The organism is Rhodobacteraceae bacterium Araon29 (genome assembly GCA_039640505.1).
Classification (GTDB): domain Bacteria; phylum Pseudomonadota; class Alphaproteobacteria; order Rhodobacterales; family Rhodobacteraceae; genus CABZJG01.
On sequence record CP046865.1, the window covers coordinates 1,822,186 to 1,839,995 of the forward strand.

Sequence of the window (17,810 nt, forward strand, 5' to 3'; positions counted from 1 at the left end):
ATGACATCCGCCCAGTTATATTCAATGACCCAGACCAACAGCCGTAACAAAATGGATTGGACCGATCTGGGGGCCGTTCCCCTGAAGCGCGTTTATACGGCCATGACCACCTATGACAACTATGGCACTGAAATGCTGATCGGATACGATAGCGCATCCGGCACCTGCGATACTTATGAGCTATTGGACAAGGCGCCGTGGGTGAAGGAAGTTGCGAACATCTTTGACTTTGGCAAAGGCTGGGATTCGATCCAGCCCTTTTACATGATGAACCATCCGCATATCCTCGCCTATCAGGCGAAGAATGGGCATATGTATTTCTTCCCGCTTACGAAATCACTGCACTCAGAGCACCCGCTGCATTTTTATCATCTGCGCTACCCCTACACCAACAACCTAAGCGAAGTGCGGTGCCTGAACTCTTTGGGCCAGAATTTTGTGCTGGGATATAACACCGAAGATGGCGCAGTGAATATCTGGACGATATCGGCGACGGCCACCTCAACCGGAAAATCGCCACCTTTAGTGGTAGAAAGTGTCTGGGCGCATCAATGGGCCAAGGGCTGGACAAGGTTTGCGTTTTTCACTTGGGGTGCAGAAAGCTTTTTCTTAAAGACCAACACCTGGAAGCCAAATGTGAATATTGATCACGTCTGGAATGATCTAAGCGCCGGTACCAACGAGGTAGGATCGCATCTGAAACTGAAGGATGATCAGACGCTTAATATTGTGCGACCCTTTATGGTTGGCTCCGGAGATCCGTATTTCCTGACTTATCTGAGCGCGACAGGTGAAGTCAGGTTGAACCGGGTACATGGCGATTGCATGGGATGGACGACCGAAGCCACTGAAAGGGCTTTTGCAAATGCAGAAACGATCCTTACCTATCGGTTGGGTGATCAGAACTATGGGCTCTTTGTCTAGATCGATTGGTTTACCCGGTCATCAGGCCGGGTAGCCCCACAATCAATATACCAGCAGAAAAGGCCAGCGGGGATAGGTTTTTGCGCGCTGATAGCTCTTCTTTAAACGCGCGCAACATGATGGACCCGGCGATCAGTGCGGTCAGAAAGCCGATGATCTCAATGGAAAATTCCGTCAGAAATCCAACCAGCCAACCCGCCAGCAATGCGCCTTCCAGCATTCCGGTTGTCATTCTGCCCTGGCTTTGCGGAACGCTGCTGGCCAACCCATGACGTTGCTGGATCAGATGAAGGCCCGGACCTAGGACAAATATCAGCGCCATCCAAAGGTTTTCGGGAATATTTTCATGCAACGTAAAGACCAGCAGAAATTGGTAGATAACGGCCTGTGTCATCTCAAAACCGTAGGTCACAACACCTGGCCTTTCCCTTTTTTGGGAAATAATAACCGACGCGATGTAAAACAATACAAAGCCTACCAACGTGACCAAATGGATATTCTTGCCGAGTATTCGGTGGCCGTTTTCAATCTCCGGGATCAGGACCAGAAACACATAGGCAGCCGCAGCACCGCCAGCAAATGATGTGGTCCAAGGACGTGCCTGGGCAGGTTGCCAAAGCCGCATCGCCACAAGGTTGCAAATAAACAAAACGAGCACAGCGCAGCTCGCATAAAGATCTTGCGTGGTGTAACTCACCTTTTGGAGGCTTCTACTCTGAAGACCGGGAACAGTAAAATATCAGTTCGTATAAGCATATCTCTGATCTAAAAATCCGTCATTACATGTTTGTATAATGGTATTCTTGGCGATCACATAAATCAACTTAAATTTGTATAATGCGGACCAATTTCGGCGAGTTATGAATTAGAACATCTGCGCATACGCTGGTTACAACTGCGCAACCAGCTTTACTCTAATTTACGACCATTTCTTAAGTAATACACCTTAATCAGTTTTGGGCTTCGCCCTCTACTTTTCAGGGATTAACCCGCGTGGAGAAAACCTAAGGACCAAAAGTAAAATTAAACCCATAGTCAAAAGCCGCATATGTGCCACACTGTCTATAAGATGCAGTCGCAATGCGTTATCCTCGGCCATACCCATTGTGATCAAACTCATCAGGAAATATCCGATAGGTTCCACTTGAACCCATAGGAACCAGATCAGAAAGCCCCCAAGAACAGCGCCAAAATTATTCCCCGAGCCGCCAACGATAACCATCACCCAAATCAGAAACGTATATCTGAGAGGTTGATAAGTGCCTGGGGTTAGTTGGCCGTCCAGAGTCGTCATCATGGCGCCGGCAATCCCGCAAATTGCGGATCCTAAAACAAAAATCTGTAAATGGCGCCGGGTTACATCTTTACCCATTGCTTCAGCGGCAACTTCGTTATCCCTTATTGCTCTCATCATGCGGCCCCAGGGGCTGTTTAAGGCTCTTTGCGCCATCCAGAGAAGGATAATCAACACCACCAAAAAGAGGACAGAGTAATTAAGCTTTACAAAAAGCGTAGAGCCAGTGACCGGATTAATACCGAGGGCTTGTGCCCGATCAACAAAGTCGGCAGTGTTCTGAAGGTCAATTTCATAAGGAACAGGCCGCGGCAAACCAATGACATTTTTAACTCCGCGCGCGAGCCAATCTTCATTTTTAATCACAGCAATTACAATCTCGGCTATCCCCAAAGTGGCAATAGCAAGATAATCTGAGCGAAGCCCCAATGCGGTTTTTCCAATCACCCAAGCTGCTGCAGCCGCCAATACGCCACCGGCAGGCCAAGCTAATAGTACTGGCAGGCCAAGTCCGCCAAGATAACCCGTAGCAGCAGGGTTCACCGATTCTACGGCTTCGACACCGCCGTCAAAAACAGCCCTGTACAAAAAGAAGCCGCCGATAAGAGTGACTAAAACAGCGACAGTTCTATTGCGTCCCTTTGGCAAAGAATTAAACAGATAGGCAGCGAGGCTGACAGTTATTGCGCCAAGAACAAGTCCCAAAATCACCCTTGTACCACCGGCAGACCACGCTTCTTCAACAGGTGCCATAGAGATAAGAACAGTGGCGAGACCGCCGAGCGCAACAAAACCCATAATGCCAACATTAAAGAGGCCTGCAAATCCCCATTGGAGATTAACGCCTAAAGCCATGATTGCACTGATTAACCCCATGTTCAAAATAAGTAGAGCCGTATTCCAGCTGTTAATGAACCCTGTGATTACAATTAAACCCGCAACTATTGCGAAAAGCGTTATGTTTTTCATTTGCTGCATTAGAACGCCTTTCCTTTGAAAAGTCCCGTTGGCCGAAACAATAATACGATCACCAAAATTACAAAGCTCACGGCAAATTTGTAATCCGTACTTAAAAGTTGCACCAAACTGCTTGGTTCCAGATGTTCAGGAAGTGCATACTTGAGGACTTTCTTCCATGCATAGGTTATGGTGACTTCAGAAAAAGCGATCACAAAGCCACCTGCAATAGCGCCTAGTGGATTGCCCAAGCCTCCTACTATCGCTGAGGCGAATATTGGAAGCAGCAGCTGAAAATAGGTGAAAGGTTTAAAAGTTTTATCAAGGCCATACAGAACCCCTGCGATCGTAGCCAGGGCAGCAACAATTATCCATGTAACCATCACAACGCGCTCTGGATTTATGCCTGACAGCAAAGCTAAATCTTCATTATCAGAGTAGGCGCGCATAGATTTTCCGGTACGGGTTTTGTTGAGAAACCAAAATAGTAAAACCACCACAATAACGGCTGTTACAACCGTAAGGCCTTGTGTTGTTTTTATTGCTAGGCCTTCGCGCAAACCAGTGAGTTGTTTGAACTCTCTTACAGATATTATGAACCGCTCACCGTCAGCAAACCGTTGGTCATTGGGGCCTATTATAAAGCGTACAAGCCCATTCATTATGAACATAACGCCCATCGACACAATCACCAATATAACTGGCTTTGCTTTTTTTACACGGTAGAATCTATAAACAACTCTATCGGTAAAAAGAACGAGTGCTGCGCAACCCAAAAGCCCGAATGGCAATGCTAAGAGTGCGGTTGGCAAAGGGCCAAATGATATTCCAACTGATTGCATCCACCAGGTGACTAAAATGGTCACCATGGCCCCGAATGCCATGGTATCCCCGTGAGCAAAGTTGGAAAAGCGCAAAATCCCGTAAATCATTGTTACGCCTAAAGCGCCTAACGCCAACTGGCTGCCATAGGCAATTGCAGGCACCAAAACAAAATTTGCAAGAACTATAAAAGCATTTAAGAAGTCCATAGTCTTATCCTCCTAAAAAGCTTTTGCGGACATCAGGATCAGCCAAAAGGTTTTTTCCTGTATCTGTATAAGCATTGCGGCCCTGTACCATGACATAGCCTTTATCGGCTATTTCCAAAGCCTGCCGAGCGTTTTGCTCAACCATTAAAATCGGAATACCAGTACGGGCAACCTCAATAATGCGATCAAATAACTCATCCATAACAATGGGGCTTACACCTGCGGTCGGTTCATCCAGCATCAAAACTTTAGGTTGGGTCATTAAGGCTCGGCCTACGGCCACCTGTTGACGCTGGCCTCCGGATAATTCGCCCGCAACTTGAAGCCGTTTCTCTCGAAGTATGGGAAATAGATCATAGACTTGATCAAGAGTGCCTGAGAAATCATCAGTGCGAATAAATGCACCCATCTCCAAGTTTTCTTCCACGGTCATGGATGAAAATATGTTGCTGTTTTGCGGAACAAAACCCATTCCTTTGACCACCCGATCTTGGGGGCTTAGCTGGCTAATGTCTTCGCCGTCTAGCTCTACCGAACCTTGTTTTAGGGCGAGCATTCCAAAAATGGCTTTCATGGCTGTTGATTTTCCAGCGCCGTTTGGGCCAACGATCACAGCAATTTCACCGCGCTGTACTTCTATTGTACAGGCGTGCAGGATATCGGGGCCGTTTCCATAACCGCCTGTCATCGTCGCGCCGATTAAAAATGGCTCACTCATGATTGTCACATTTTTGGTGGATGTTCATTATTGGTCCTCTTGCGCAGCAACTTTCCTGCTTAAGAAAATGAGGCTGCTATGTGCCGGTTTTATGCTTCAAGCCAGTGCCTAGGTAAGCTTCGATGACTTGTTCATTTGATTTGATTTCGTCCAAGGTTCCCTGCGCAAGAACTTTACCTTCGGCCATACAAATAACTGGATCACACAGTCGTCCGATGAAATCCATATCATGCTCAATCACAACAAAGGTATAACCGCGTTCTTTATTTAGGCGTTGAATTGCATCAGCTATTGTATTGAGAAGTGTTCGATTGACGCCAGCCCCCACCTCATCAAGGAAAACAATCTTAGCGTCTACCATCATTGTCCGTCCCAACTCGAGGAGCTTTTTTTGTCCTCCGGACACCTGACCAGCCCGATGATCCTTGAGATGATCAATTGTTAGAAATTCAAGTACTTGGTCGGCTTTTGCTGCTAGTGCGCGCTCTTCATTTGCAATCCGCTTGCGTCCAAACCATGTGTTCCACAGGGCTTCACCAGACTGGCCTGAAGGAACCATCATCAGGTTCTCTTTACAGGTCATGGAATGAAACTCATGGGCGATTTGAAAAGTTCTAAGTAAACCCTTTTCAAATAGGCTATGCGGCGGTAGCCCGGTGATATCTTCGCCGTCCATTGTAACCAGCCCTGAGGTTGGTCCCAACACACCTGCAATTACATTAAAGAGCGTTGTCTTTCCTGCTCCATTTGGTCCAATTAATCCCGTGATTGAACCTGGAGAAATCTCTAAACTGGCCCCATCAACCGCGCGAAAACCACCAAAGTGTTTGTGAAGATTCTCAACCTTGATCAAGCTTCTCTCCTTTAAGCTTTTCTAAGGCGCTTATGGCCTATACTGGCATTTTATACGAAAACAGCCCGAGCGAACCCGGGCTGTAATTTATTTCCTGTATGTTTTAGCGATACTGAGCAGTTGTGATTTTACCGCCTTCAACAACGATTTGACGGTAGTTACCAGCAGATTCGCCCGGCCCAATCAATTCAACAGCAGTTGCACCAACATAGTCGATTTCGCCGCCACTGGCCAAGATATCTAAGGCTTTCGCCAGCTCACCTGGGAAAATCTGCTCTCCAGGTGCGTTTGCAACGTCCATCACTGTTGCCTTGTAGTCGCCTGGCTCAGACGAACCAGCCGCTTGCATGGCAAGCATAATCAAAGCAGCAGCATCATAGCTTTCTGGCGAGAATGGTGATGTTGCATCAAATGCGCCTCCTACCATATCGGTGTATTTTGCAGCGCCCGCGCTATCTGTGCCAGGATGCTGGCCAGTAGAACCGTCGATTTCATCCCCAAAATTCTCTTCAAGCTTAGCTCCAATCATACCATCAGGAAAATGGAATGTGTCGAATGCGCCACTGTCCAGTGCAGCCCGTACGATGCCGCTACCGCCTTGGTCAACATAACCTGCCACAACCAAACGATCGCCTCCTGCGGCAGCTAGTGCACCAACTTCAGCAGAATAATCCGCTTTGCCATCTTCGTGCGCGGCGTTGATTGTTACTGTACCACCTGCGGCTTCAAAAGCTGCCTGGAAGCTATCTGCAAGACCTTTACCGTAGTCATTGTTGGTATAAGTCACGGCAACTTCGTTGATGCCTTCTTCCATGAGAACTTCTGTCATTACAACACCCTGACGTGCGTCAGACGGCGCCGTCCGGAAAAAGAGCCCATTGTCTTCGGCAGTAGACAGGCCTGGCGACGTGGCTGATGGTGAAATCATAACCATCCCATTTGCAAGGGCAACATTCGCCAAGATAGCACCTGTTACACCTGAGCAGTCAGCGCCCATGATGCCTTTGACGCCATCACTGGTGATTAAACGCTCTGCGGCTGCCGTGGCAGCGGCGGCATCGACACATGTGCTGTCAGCTCGAACAGGCGTCACTTTTGCGCCACCCAAGAGCTTGCCACTGTCGGTTACCTCTTTCATCGCCACTTCGGCGCCGTCCGCCATGGCTGGTGTTAGCGATTCAATTGGACCAGTAAAGCCCAGAATTACGCCAATTTTGATTTCGCTAGAATGGCCGTCTGCAAATACAGCTCCAGCCATTAATGCTGTCGCGGCAGATGCCGCTAAAAACTTTTTCATGATTGATCTCCCATTTTGGAACTTAACGTTCAAAAGGTAAAATACGCTGGTGTTTAAAAAAAGAAAAGCACTAAACTTTTGAAAGTAGTAGGAACATTTTCCTGAAGATGCCGATTAAGCAGGAAAATGACCTTTTCTGGTTCGATCGGGGTCATTTTATATTCGAACCGAGTGGCTGCCACGCTCGCGATAAGGTGTTGTATCGTAATGGGCCCGATAACATTTTGAGAAATGTGAAGGCGATGCAAAACCACAAGCCAACGCCACATTTATTACGCTCATATTGGTTTGCATCAATAGATTACGGGCTTTTTGTAGTCGTAATTCCATATAATACCGCTTGGGGCTACGATTGAGGTAGCGCCGAAACAATCTTTCGAGTTGGCGGGTGGACATCCCGACATCCTTGGCCAAAACAGCTGGGCTAATGGGTTCTTCTATGTTTGTTTCCATCATCTGGATGACGGCGCTTAATTTGGGATGGCGCACCCCAATTCGTGTCGGAACAGAGAGCCTTTGGGTGTCTTGGTCTGTTCTAATCGAGCTGTATATCATTTGATCGGCAACAGCATTTGCCAAATCTTCTCCATGATCGTCGGCAATTATTTTAAGCATCAAATCAATTGATGATGTGCCACCCGCTGTTGTCATTCGCATGCCGTCGGTAATGAATACTGACTTGGTTAGGTCAACCTCAGCGAATTCTTCGGAAAAACTATCTTGGTTCTCCCAATGTATTGTTGCTCGTTTGCCATCCAAGATTCCTGCCTTGGCCATCGGGTAGGCCCCTGTGCATAGACCCGCGATTGCCAATCCCCGCCGTGCTTCTCGGCGAATCCAATTGAGAATTTTTTTCGAGCTATGCGCTTGAATATTCATACCGCCGCATAACATGATGGTGTCATCTCTTTTGAGTTCAATCAGATCATCATGAAGTTTAAAAGAAGTACCTGCTGAGCAGGATATCGTATCTCCGCCTTCCCCAATGAATATCCAAGAATATAATGTGGTTTCTGCCATGCGATTGGCAATTCGTAAGGCATCAACCGCCGAGGCGAAGGACAACAGAGAAAAGCTCTCGATCAAAACAAATGCAAACCGCCGTGTTTTGGTCGGTGTCAGACGCGAGGGCGTTACTTGGGGTTGACTGCTCATAAGGCCACATTCCATTTAATCTAGTTGGCGCATTACATTCAAAAGCATGACTTTATCAATACAGTTGCTCAAAACTATTGCAATCCGTCAAGAGAGCTAAAAACATATATGGTTCTTTCAAAATCTTTTTCGTATAGACTGTATCAACAGTGAACACTTGTCTTGGAGTATAACATGTCTGAGTGGCAAAAAACTGATTGGCGGAAAAAGCCTCGGGTGCAGATGCCTGAATATATCGATCAAGGTGCGCTTTTGAAGGTTGAAGGCCAGCTATCAAAGTATCCACCGCTGGTTTTTGCGGGTGAGGCACGCAATTTAAAGGCTAAGCTGGGTGCAGCATCTCGTGGTGAGGCTTTCTTGCTGCAAGGGGGCGACTGCGCAGAAAGTTTTGAGCAATTCACTGCCGACGGAATTCGTGACACATTTAAGGTTCTTTTGCAGATGGCAATGGTGCTTACCTTCGGTGCAAAGGTACCCGTTGTAAAGCTTGGGCGGATGGCGGGGCAGTTTGCTAAACCTCGCTCAGCGCCTACCGAAGTGCAAAATGGCGTAGAGCTGCCCAGTTATCGCGGTGACATCATAAACGAACTGGCGTTCACCCCAGAAGCTCGTATCCCAGATCCCCAAAAGATGCTGCAAGCCTATACGCAATCAGCGGCCACTTTAAACTTGCTCCGCGCCTTCTCTACTGGCGGATATGCCGATATGCATCAGGTCCACAGTTGGACATTAGGCTTTACTGAAAGTGAAAAAGCAGCCCAATACCGTCAAATGGCCCAGCGCATTAACGATGCATTGGATTTTATGAGTGCTGCGGGGATAGGGTCTGATTCTGCGCAAGAATTGCGAACTGTTGATTTTTTCATTAGCCATGAGGCTTTGCTTCTGGAATATGAACAAGCGCTTACTCGGTTGGATTCCACCTCAGGAAAATGGCTTGCTGGTTCGGGCCATTTAATTTGGATAGGGGATCGCACCCGACAGCCAGATGGAGCCCATGTTGAATTTTGTAAGGGTGTGCAAAATCCGATTGGATTAAAATGTGGGCCGAGCACCTCGGTTGAGGATTTGAAGGTTTTGATGGAAAAGTTGAATCCGGAAAATGAGGCTGGGCGTTTAACCTTAATTGCTCGTTTTGGCGCTGGCGCAGTAGGAGACCATCTGCCGCGTCTTATAAATGCAGTTAAGGAAGAAGGCGCCAACGTTTTGTGGACCTGCGATGCAATGCATGGAAATACGATAAAATCGTCATCAGGCTATAAAACCAGACCATTTGAAAGTGTCCTCAGAGAAGTTCGCGAATTTTTTGCTATTCATAATGCCGAAGGCACCATTCCAGGTGGCGTACATTTTGAAATGACTGGTCAGGATGTGACCGAATGTACCGGGGGCGTAAGGGAAGTTACCGACGAGGACCTTTCTGACCGTTATCATACGGCCTGTGATCCACGCTTGAATGCAAGTCAATCGCTTGAACTTGCGTTTTTGGTAGCTGAAGAATTGGTGATGCACAGGGAGACCCAGGAAAAACAGGCTGCGTTGTCCGTGTAGCGTTGTCAAATCATTAGCAGTGCGCGCACCATTGGGGCATTAGGTCTGGACCGTTATCATAGCCTATTTGCTGGTGTGCTCTTTTTAGAAATTAGTTAATGAATGCACGATTTCTTTCGATTACTCCGATGGCCTTTGTCGTGTGTGCATGTCTATCAAGAAGTGGGAATAAGCCAAAGCGAAACAAAGACTTTTCGCAGGTCTTTAATGCATCAGACGCGCATGTTTTTTTACGAGGTACAGGGCTTTTAAAAAGGTCAGTTATACAGGTTTTTAAACTTGACTGAGTATCTGTGTAGACACGGCTTTTGCATCGGGTATGGACCGACAACTTTTCTAAACTTAATTTAGCCGATGCACCTATAAATCGAAAAAATATGTCATTTTCAGAGGCATAGTTGATCAGAAATATATATGGCAAAACTTCTTTTAATTTCACTGCACTGATTTGTGAACGCCAGGGCGCAGTTTCGTTTGCTGTTAACTCATCCCAGTAAATTTCCACTTGCTGAAGGGCTGAGGTGGGGTTTTTGTTACTTTTATAATCAAGAAAGTCTCTTTTTTCGCTGTTAAATATATAAATTTTTCCCATGTCTTTAAATTGCCGATTATGCTGGCCGCAGAGCTTTTAAAATATAAAAGGGTAGGGCGTTTAGCTACTTTTCGCGAATTTAGTACAAATTTGAATTGCATTGAACGTTAATCTTAATAAATGGTTAACAAAATAATCTAACCCACTGACATATCCAACAAAATAAACTAACTAAGCATTATTGAAAAAGGAGATGACGTTGGTTCAATCAATGACAGGATTTGGTGCCATAATAGGTGAAAACCAAACCCATAGCTGGGCAGCAGAATTGCGGAGTGTGAACGGCAAAGGGCTGGACATAAAAATCAGAGTGCCTGATTGGATTGATGGTCTAGAGAGTGTAGTTCGAACACGATTAAAACAGTTGATAAAGCGGGGCAATGTCACTTTAACAATCAAGTTGCAAAGCGATGAGAACGACCAAACCGTCAGTCTTTCTCTTGATCAAGGAATTTTGATCAAAACATTGGATAATATTGCAAAAATTGAGCAGCATGGGATGGATCAAGGCGTGTCATTTGCCCCATCAAAAGCCACGGATCTTTTGATGATCAAAGGTATTACGGGCAATAAAACCCTGTCCCAAGAGCAGCTTGACACACTCTATACTGAAATTTTAGCATCACTGGACCCACTTTATGAAGCTTTTATTGCTTCGCGCTTATCAGAAGGCACTCAGTTACTTCATCTTGTTGGGTCTCAGTTGGACGCCCTAAAGACCGAACTGGAAAAGGCTAAAGCGCTTTTGGGCGCACGAGATGACCACATGCGCGGTCTTTTAAAAACACAGTCGGCAAAAATTCTTGATAATACAGCGCAATTTGATTCACAGCGGATGGCACAAGAGGTGGCCTTGATCTTTATGAAGTCAGATGTAACTGAAGAATTGGACCGTTTGGCTATTCATATTCAAGCTGCTTCTGATCTAATGAAGGCTGGGGGCGCAGTAGGGCGCCGCATGGAGTTTTTGATGCAGGAATTTAATCGGGAAGCAAATACCCTCTGTGCTAAAGCCCAATTTTCGGAGTTAACCAGCATCGGACTTGAAATGAAGGTCATAATAGATCAAATGCGAGAGCAAATTCAAAATCTGGAATAAATGAATGAGTGAGCCGACACGACGTGGACTATTAATTATACTCTCTTCGCCTTCTGGCGCGGGTAAATCGACTTTGGCAACGCGATTGCGAGAGTGGGATAGAGATATCGAGTTTTCCATATCGGCCACCACACGCACTCCTAGAGACGGTGAAGCAAACGGGAAAGAGTACTACTTCCATGATCGTAAAACATTCAAGACCTTGGTGTCTGAGGGAAAAATGCTTGAACATGCCGAAGTTTTTGGTAATTTTTATGGCAGCCCAGAACAACCAGTAAGAGATGCCATTCTATCGGGCAGGGATGTTTTGTTTGATGTCGATTGGCAAGGCGGCCAGCAAATCAAAAATTCGGTACTTGGGCAGCATTGCGTTTCAATTTTTATCTTACCACCATCAATCAGTGAGCTGGAAAAGCGATTGATAACAAGGGCGTTAGACGCTCCAGAGGTAATAGAAGCTCGGATGAAGAAATCCAAGGATGAGATTAGCCATTGGCCAGAATATGATTATGTTCTGGTCAATGATATGCTGGATACTTCGGTAGAAAAGCTAAAGACGATCATCTCAGCAGAGAGGATGAGGCTATCCCAGCAGCCAGATATTGTTGATAGTATCCGCCAGTTAAATACTGAATTTGAGGATCGTAAATGACAATTTATACGCTTGGAAATACGGCGCCCCAAATATCCAATTCTGCTTGGGTGGCGCCAGATGCAAATGTGATCGGCAACATAGAGCTAAAAGAAAAGGTCTCTGTTTGGTTCGGTGTGACATTGCGAGGCGACAATGAACTAATTCACATTGGCGCTGGAAGTAATATCCAAGAAAACACGGTAATGCATACAGATTTGGGATTTCCGCTGCGTATTGGAAAAAATTGTACAATTGGCCACAAAGTCATGCTGCATGGATGTGAAGTGGGTAACAACTCGTTGATAGGGATGGGTGCAATTGTGCTCAATGGGGCAAAAATTGGATCTAACTGTCTTATTGGTGCCGGAGCATTAATTACAGAAAACAAAACCATTCCCGATGGCTCTCTGGTTGTTGGTGCACCTGGCAAAATAATACGTTCTTTAGATGACAAAGAGATTATGTCGCTAGAGCAAAGTGCTCTGCATTACCAGCAAAATGCGGCGCGATTTATGGCCGATATGGAAAGGATTTATTGAGTTGAAACGCAATACAACAACGTTCATTCGCCCTGTGGGGTTCCCGCAAAGTACCAGCCGCCCTGTTGTCACGCCACTTTCGCCGTCGGTGGTATATGCATCGGATAGTCCTGATATGCTGGATGATCAATATGATGGGAAACTATCCGGTTTTACCTATGCGCGCGAGGGGCATCCAAATGGCAAGGCTCTTTCGCAAATTTTGGATCGGTTGGAAGCAGCAGAAAATGGGATTGTGACAGGGTCTGGAATGTCGGCCGTGACGAGCGCGATTATGGCAACGCTGTCTAATGGGGATCATATAATCGCGGGGGATCAGCTTTATGGGCGCTCGTTGCGGTTGATGGGCGAAGAATTACCGCGTTTGGGCATTTCAGTTACGTTGGCCAACGCATCTTCTAGTCAAGATATCGCTCGGGCAATAAATCCAAATACAAAAATGGTTTTGATCGAGGGTATCTCTAATCCAACCTTGAGGGTCGCTGACTTAAATGGAATTTCTGCGATTTGCAAAGATGCTGGCATTTTATTAGCGGTTGATAACACCTTTACAACACCCAAAGCTTTTCAACCATTAAAGCACGGCGCTGATATTGCCATTCACTCAGTAACCAAGCTTCTAGCTGGGCATTCAGATGTTACTTTGGGATATGTTGTAGCAAAGGACCCTAATTTAAACAAACGTATCTATGATTTTGCTGTTACAACCGGTCTGACGGCAAGCCCCTTTGATTGTTGGTTGGCTGAACGGGGTCTATTAACTTTTGATTTAAGGTTTGAAAAAGCCCAAAAAACGGCTGAAAATTTGGCAGATGCATTAGCAATACATCCAAAAGTAGCCCGTGTTCTATATCCAATGCGAAATGACCATCCAGATGTGAACCTTGCTAAAATACATTTTGAGGAAAACGGATGTAATATGGTTAGTTTTGAATTGGCTGATAAGACACGAGCAGCGGCAAATCTGTTTACTCAACGTTTGGATGGCATTGCGTTTGCTCCGACCTTGGGGGATGTGGGAACCACGCTTAGCCATCCTGTAAGTTCATCACACCGCTCAATGATGGCTTCAGATCGTGAGAAAAATGGGATTAGCGAGGGATTTTTTAGAGTTTCCGTTGGTTTAGAAACGCCTGAAGACTTGATTTCCGCCTTTAAAAACGCCCTAGATCAGTTGTGACTTAGGATATTTAAATATCGTCATTTGGCATATTACCAAGTTTTTGAAATTCTAAATTTAAGGTTTTAACGCCGCAGTTATGGCAGTCATAACTATATTATTTTATCTGCCTTACATTTTTCTCTAATTACTTGCTTATAGAAAATATATAAATCGAATTTATTATTTGAGTTTGTCCAAATATTGTTAGGATATAAGTAAAGCAAAAGAAGTTTTAAAAATATGTTGGAATAATAGAAGAAGATGATCGAGCAAAGCAACTACTGGATGGAAAAGTGTGCCGAAGAATTTGAGGTGCCAACACTTGGTAAACGCCTGATTGCAGATCTGGTGGTTGTCGGGGGCGGTTATACAGGCTGTGCAGCGGCCCTAGAAGCAGCAAAGCTAGGATTAAATGTGATTTTGCTGGAGGCAAAATTTTGCGGTTTCGGCGGATCTGGTCGCAATGTGGGATTGGTAAACGCAGGTTTGTGGTTGCCACCGGATAAGGTCAAAGAAAAAATGGGCTGCGCACCAGGAGAAAAACTAGTTGATGCGCTGTCGAAAGCCCCCAATCTTGTATTTGAGTTAATTAATGAAAATCAAATCCAATGTGATGCAAAGCGAAATGGGACAATACACTGTGCACATAATCAAAAAGGGTTGAGCGACTTAAAGCTGCGCCATGCGCAATGGCAGGAAAGAAACGCACCGGTGAGCTTACTCGATCAAAAACAAGTCGCAAAACTTACGGGAACTAAGTCTTATCATGGCGGTTTAATAGACCACAGGGCAGGGATCATACAGCCACTTGGATATTTGCGCGGTCTCGCGAGGGCAGCCAAAGCCAAAGGTGCAAAAATATTCGAAAACTCTCCAGTTGTTCGGGTAGAACAAGGCAAAGGCTCTTGGTCAGTGACCACATCAAATGGGGAGGTCGTTGCAAAAACCGTTTTATTTGCGCAAAATGCCTATGCAGAAAAAGGTTTTGGCATGACCCCATCTAAAACTGCAATCGTGAATTATTTTCAAGCCGTTACTCACAGCTTGCCCGACGATATTTGGGCGGCCATACTGCCGCAGGACCAAGGATGTTGGGATACTGCGCCAATTATGACATCAGTGCGAAAAGCCCACAACAATAGATTTGTAATTGGGGCAATGGGCCAACCGGCGGGGTTTGGTCGATATATCCATTTGAGTTGGGCTGAGAAAAAAATGGCAAAACTGTTTCCTGTATTGAAAACGGCAGGGTTTGAATCCTATTGGAGTGGAAAGATTTCAATGAGTTCAAATTATATTCCCAAAATCTTGCGTTTGGATAGCAATCTTTACAGTATTTTTGGGTATTCTGGCCGCGGTATTGGGCCAGGAACTTATTTTGGAACACAGTTTGCTCGATATCTTTTGTCTAATTCCAAACAAACTTTACCTGTCGATATTACGCATTCATACCGAGATCGTTCCAAAGTGATAAAAACCCTTGTTTTTGAGATGGGGGCACGGATTTCACATTTGTAAAAAAAGGCGCGGCTAAGCGCGAATACGAAGTGTGGCCTTTGATAGAGGCTTACATGGGGCAGGGGATGGAATACTCTGGCACAGCCAGACAGCTGAACGCGATGGGCATAAAGACGCCCTCGGAACACTTGAGGCACGATAGAAAAACGACCGGCGAGTGGTACGCCAGCACCGTTCTAAACATCGTATTGAGGAGGAAGAAATGAACAGCCTAAGCGCGATAGAGATACAGAATTTGGAAGAAGAGTTTCGGCTGAGGTACTTACGCTCTATCTGTGACTTAAACCTAAACTACGCCCGCCGCCGAAACACGGCGGAAGGCGCCACTAGATTACAGCAGTGGCTTAGGTCAACATTTCAGAAGGATGCCTTTGCTTGGGCGGTGGTGCACGCGAAATGTGTCCGGCAGCCTGCAAGCCAGTCTGAGCTGATGGCAATGACAAAAATCAGCCGCCAGAGCATATCTGAAATGATAAAACATTGTTTAGCGGAGGGATGGGTTGAGGTTTTCTGCGGCGATCGAAAAATAGGAGAAAAAGACGTAAAACATTGTAAAGGATCGTTAAAATACCAAGCTGGCGATGAGCTAATGCAGCTTGGCCAGTCTTTTATTGATCGCCACATCGAAACTACCAAGGACACGTTTATGAACTCAAACTGGGACGACTTGATGGCTATTCGTAAGGTAAGGGCAGCTATCCTCTAGGTTATTTTTTAATTCCGAAGCATGTCAAGCTACCGGCAGTTTACAAGCCGTACAAATGCAAGATAAAAAAAGGAAGGAAAACAGTTGCAACGTACAAAGCGACAAAAAATCAGTAGTTCTGAAAATGCAAATGGGGATAGTGAAGTTTAAGCGCAGCGTGGGTTTTCCCATGTGGCATCGCGACCACCTCTGCAAAGTCTCAAATATATGCGTGAATACGCCGACCGTATTGAGGCTGCGCAAAGCTCAAACTCGATGCGGAGCTCCGATAAGACGTTATACCCCCAGCAACTTATCCAGCAAATGAGTGCTGATGTGGGGGGTATCACACCGACAGATATACGGGAACTTAGGGCTCAAAGGTTACGGCATATCGACTACTTTGGATTGGTAAACGAGGGGAGCTTTGACGAGAAGAACCTGGTTGAAGACATGAAAGACTAATATCTGGCGCCCGTAAAAGGGTGTTTGGAAAAAGAAAAAAGGAAAATTAAAAACTAAAATTATTTAAATGGTAATCGTCCGGAAGTACATGCTTTAGTCGCATAATATATATTATGTTAAAAAAGCTATCTTTTTATCTAGCTCTAGAAAATTACAGACAAAATTTACTATTCTTTACAGTATGTTGTTTTAAGTGATTAGCGTTATTAATTATGACGATAAAAGAACCGGTAGTAATCTACAAACCCACAAAGGTTTTAAAGTTTTGAATAGCGATCTAACATCCTACGTCATCGAGATGACGAATTCTCAATCTATCGAACAGCTTTGGGGTATGCACGTTGAAAAAATGAAATCTTATGGTTTTGATCGTATAATTTATGGGTTTACACATTTTTCTACTCCTAAGGGATTTGGGGATCCTGATGATTTCATTCTTCTAACCAACCTTAACTCTGAATATGTTGATGTATTTGTTCATGAAGGTCTATTTTTAGATGCTCCCATGACCAATTGGGCCTTTGAAAATGAAGGCGTAAGTAGTTGGGGTATCGTAGAGGATCTTGTAAAAAAAGGATCGCTTTCAGCAGGTGAATTACGTGCCATTGAGTTTAACAAAAAGCATGGTGCTATATGTGGTTATACAATTAGCTTTAAAGCTTTATCAACTCGATCAAGGGGGGCCATTGGGCTTGTGGGTCAACATGGTCTAACGCAAGATGACGTCGATGATATCTGGGCGCGTCATGGTGAAGAACTGGTTTTGATAAATAATGTCGCACACCTAAAAATACTCTCCCTACCCTACACAACGATGTCGGGTCGTAAATTGACAAAACGGCAACGTGAAGCTTTGGAATGGGTTGCAGATGGAAAAACCGCCCAGCAAATCGCGTTGCTTATGGGTTTAACCGTGGCGACTGTTGAAAAACATTTACGCCTTGCGCGAGAGAGCTTGGGGGTTGAAACAACGGCGCAGGCGGTTCTCAAGGCGGCTTTTCAAAATCAAATGTTTGTTGTGGACCGTTAAACCACTTTTAACGGCACAATATCTAAGATTATTGCATTTTTCAACTAAAAATAAGATAGTTATTTAGGATATGGTAATAAAACACTATAGGATTTTTTATCTAAAAGGCTCATCTATTTTCCTGAGAAATTATCATAAGAGCTTATCAAAAGTAGGGAAATCCATACTTTCAAATAACTTAGTAAAGAGCCATCATGTTAATTGTCTGTGAGTAGTGGCTTTGGCCATATGGACTTAAGAAATGCTCTGTACGGCGATTTTCTGTGATCTGAGTGTTTCCCCGCAAGGGACTGCCAGCTTATCGGT

Annotated in this window: 18 protein-coding genes; 10 read left to right on the forward strand and 8 right to left on the reverse strand. The window is 45.2% G+C overall.

Features of this window, described 5'->3' with window-relative positions; genetic code table 11:
- A complete protein-coding gene (locus GN278_08840; protein ID XAT60828.1) occupies nt 1–924 on the forward strand; it encodes a hypothetical protein in 924 nt (307 codons plus the stop codon).
- A 10-nt stretch (nt 925–934) separates the two neighbouring features.
- On the opposite strand, the gene GN278_08845 is transcribed toward GN278_08840, so the two are convergent.
- The 7 genes from GN278_08845 to GN278_08875 all read right to left on the reverse strand — a co-directional run bounded on the left by GN278_08845 (nt 935) and on the right by GN278_08875 (nt 8,229).
- Nucleotides 935–1,621, reverse strand: a complete 687-nt coding sequence (locus tag GN278_08845) for a hypothetical protein (protein ID XAT60829.1) — start codon at nt 1,619–1,621, stop codon at nt 935–937.
- A gap of 273 nt (nt 1,622–1,894) precedes the next feature.
- Nucleotides 1,895–3,187 (reverse strand): branched-chain amino acid ABC transporter permease, encoded by a 1,293-nt coding sequence (locus tag GN278_08850; GenBank protein XAT62609.1) that lies wholly within the window; start codon nt 3,185–3,187, stop codon nt 1,895–1,897.
- Nucleotides 3,188–3,195: 8 nt separating this feature from the next.
- The gene (locus GN278_08855) at nt 3,196–4,206 is read right to left on the reverse strand and encodes a branched-chain amino acid ABC transporter permease (GenBank protein XAT60830.1); all 1,011 of its coding nucleotides are present in this window, start codon (nt 4,204–4,206) and stop codon (nt 3,196–3,198) included.
- Nucleotides 4,207–4,210: 4 nt separating this feature from the next.
- Nucleotides 4,211–4,924 (reverse strand): ATP-binding cassette domain-containing protein, encoded by a 714-nt coding sequence (locus GN278_08860; protein XAT60831.1) that lies wholly within the window; start codon nt 4,922–4,924, stop codon nt 4,211–4,213.
- A 76-nt stretch (nt 4,925–5,000) separates the two neighbouring features.
- Nucleotides 5,001–5,777 carry an ATP-binding cassette domain-containing protein gene (locus GN278_08865; GenBank protein XAT60832.1) on the reverse strand — a complete coding sequence of 259 codons (777 nt, stop codon included), beginning with the start codon at nt 5,775–5,777 and terminating at the stop codon, nt 5,001–5,003.
- A gap of 103 nt (nt 5,778–5,880) precedes the next feature.
- Nucleotides 5,881–7,074, reverse strand: coding sequence for an ABC transporter substrate-binding protein (locus GN278_08870; protein ID XAT60833.1), 1,194 nt, complete (start codon nt 7,072–7,074; stop codon nt 5,881–5,883).
- Between the two features lie 156 nt (nt 7,075–7,230).
- The gene (locus GN278_08875; GenBank protein ID XAT60834.1) at nt 7,231–8,229 is read right to left on the reverse strand and encodes a helix-turn-helix domain-containing protein; all 999 of its coding nucleotides are present in this window, start codon (nt 8,227–8,229) and stop codon (nt 7,231–7,233) included.
- A 174-nt stretch (nt 8,230–8,403) separates the two neighbouring features.
- On the opposite strand from GN278_08875, the gene GN278_08880 reads away from it, so the two are divergent.
- On the forward strand, nt 8,404–9,780 hold the full coding sequence (locus tag GN278_08880; GenBank protein ID XAT60835.1) for a 3-deoxy-7-phosphoheptulonate synthase class II: 1,377 nt from the start codon (nt 8,404–8,406) through the stop codon (nt 9,778–9,780).
- Between the two features lie 91 nt (nt 9,781–9,871).
- Here the strand turns inward: GN278_08880 and GN278_08885 are convergent, their stop codons facing one another.
- Nucleotides 9,872–10,372, reverse strand: coding sequence for a PAS domain-containing protein (locus tag GN278_08885; protein XAT60836.1), 501 nt, complete (start codon nt 10,370–10,372; stop codon nt 9,872–9,874).
- 193 nt (nt 10,373–10,565) lie between these two features.
- Here GN278_08885 and GN278_08890 point away from each other — a divergent pair, with 193 nt between their 5' ends.
- From GN278_08890 to GN278_08925, 8 genes are all read left to right on the forward strand, one after another.
- Entirely contained in the window at nt 10,566–11,471 is a 906-nt protein-coding gene (locus GN278_08890; protein ID XAT60837.1) for a YicC family protein, read from the forward strand.
- A 4-nt stretch (nt 11,472–11,475) separates the two neighbouring features.
- Nucleotides 11,476–12,123: a guanylate kinase gene (locus GN278_08895; GenBank protein XAT60838.1), complete on the forward strand. Its 648-nt coding sequence runs from the start codon at nt 11,476–11,478 to the stop codon at nt 12,121–12,123.
- The gene (locus GN278_08900) at nt 12,120–12,644 is read left to right on the forward strand and encodes a gamma carbonic anhydrase family protein (GenBank protein XAT60839.1); all 525 of its coding nucleotides are present in this window, start codon (nt 12,120–12,122) and stop codon (nt 12,642–12,644) included. Before GN278_08895 ends, GN278_08900 begins: the two co-directional genes overlap by 4 nt.
- On the forward strand, nt 12,604–13,824 hold the full coding sequence (locus tag GN278_08905; GenBank protein XAT60840.1) for an aminotransferase class I/II-fold pyridoxal phosphate-dependent enzyme: 1,221 nt from the start codon (nt 12,604–12,606) through the stop codon (nt 13,822–13,824). The genes GN278_08900 and GN278_08905 overlap by 41 nt, the downstream gene beginning before the upstream one ends.
- Before the next feature lie 243 nt (nt 13,825–14,067).
- Nucleotides 14,068–15,324, forward strand: coding sequence for an FAD-dependent oxidoreductase (locus GN278_08910; protein ID XAT60841.1), 1,257 nt, complete (start codon nt 14,068–14,070; stop codon nt 15,322–15,324).
- Between the two features lie 38 nt (nt 15,325–15,362).
- A complete protein-coding gene (locus GN278_08915; protein XAT60842.1) occupies nt 15,363–15,530 on the forward strand; it encodes a hypothetical protein in 168 nt (55 codons plus the stop codon).
- Complete coding sequence (locus tag GN278_08920; GenBank protein ID XAT60843.1) at nt 15,527–16,030, forward strand: hypothetical protein; 504 nt, start codon at nt 15,527–15,529, stop codon at nt 16,028–16,030. The genes GN278_08915 and GN278_08920 overlap by 4 nt, the downstream gene beginning before the upstream one ends.
- 742 nt (nt 16,031–16,772) lie before the next feature.
- Complete coding sequence (locus GN278_08925; GenBank protein ID XAT62610.1) at nt 16,773–17,504, forward strand: LuxR family transcriptional regulator; 732 nt, start codon at nt 16,773–16,775, stop codon at nt 17,502–17,504.
- Nucleotides 17,505–17,810: the final 306 nt, after the last annotated feature.

Coding starts and splice junctions, on each gene's coding strand:
- GN278_08920 (XAT60843.1), top strand. CDS start 15,527: ATGAACAGCCTAAGCGCGATAGAGATACAGAATTTGGAAGAAGAGTTT.
- GN278_08905 (XAT60840.1), top strand. CDS start 12,604: ATGCGGCGCGATTTATGGCCGATATGGAAAGGATTTATTGAGTTGAAA.
- GN278_08840 (XAT60828.1), top strand. CDS start 1: ATGACATCCGCCCAGTTATATTCAATGACCCAGACCAACAGCCGTAAC.
- GN278_08850 (XAT62609.1), bottom strand. CDS start 3,187: ATGAAAAACATAACGCTTTTCGCAATAGTTGCGGGTTTAATTGTAATC.
- GN278_08880 (XAT60835.1), top strand. CDS start 8,404: ATGTCTGAGTGGCAAAAAACTGATTGGCGGAAAAAGCCTCGGGTGCAG.
- GN278_08885 (XAT60836.1), bottom strand. CDS start 10,372: ATGGGAAAAATTTATATATTTAACAGCGAAAAAAGAGACTTTCTTGAT.
- GN278_08875 (XAT60834.1), bottom strand. CDS start 8,229: ATGAGCAGTCAACCCCAAGTAACGCCCTCGCGTCTGACACCGACCAAA.
- GN278_08870 (XAT60833.1), bottom strand. CDS start 7,074: ATGAAAAAGTTTTTAGCGGCATCTGCCGCGACAGCATTAATGGCTGGA.
- GN278_08910 (XAT60841.1), top strand. CDS start 14,068: ATGATCGAGCAAAGCAACTACTGGATGGAAAAGTGTGCCGAAGAATTT.
- GN278_08860 (XAT60831.1), bottom strand. CDS start 4,924: ATGAGTGAGCCATTTTTAATCGGCGCGACGATGACAGGCGGTTATGGA.
- GN278_08895 (XAT60838.1), top strand. CDS start 11,476: ATGAGTGAGCCGACACGACGTGGACTATTAATTATACTCTCTTCGCCT.
- GN278_08925 (XAT62610.1), top strand. CDS start 16,773: ATGACGAATTCTCAATCTATCGAACAGCTTTGGGGTATGCACGTTGAA.
- GN278_08900 (XAT60839.1), top strand. CDS start 12,120: ATGACAATTTATACGCTTGGAAATACGGCGCCCCAAATATCCAATTCT.
- GN278_08890 (XAT60837.1), top strand. CDS start 10,566: ATGACGTTGGTTCAATCAATGACAGGATTTGGTGCCATAATAGGTGAA.
- GN278_08855 (XAT60830.1), bottom strand. CDS start 4,206: ATGGACTTCTTAAATGCTTTTATAGTTCTTGCAAATTTTGTTTTGGTG.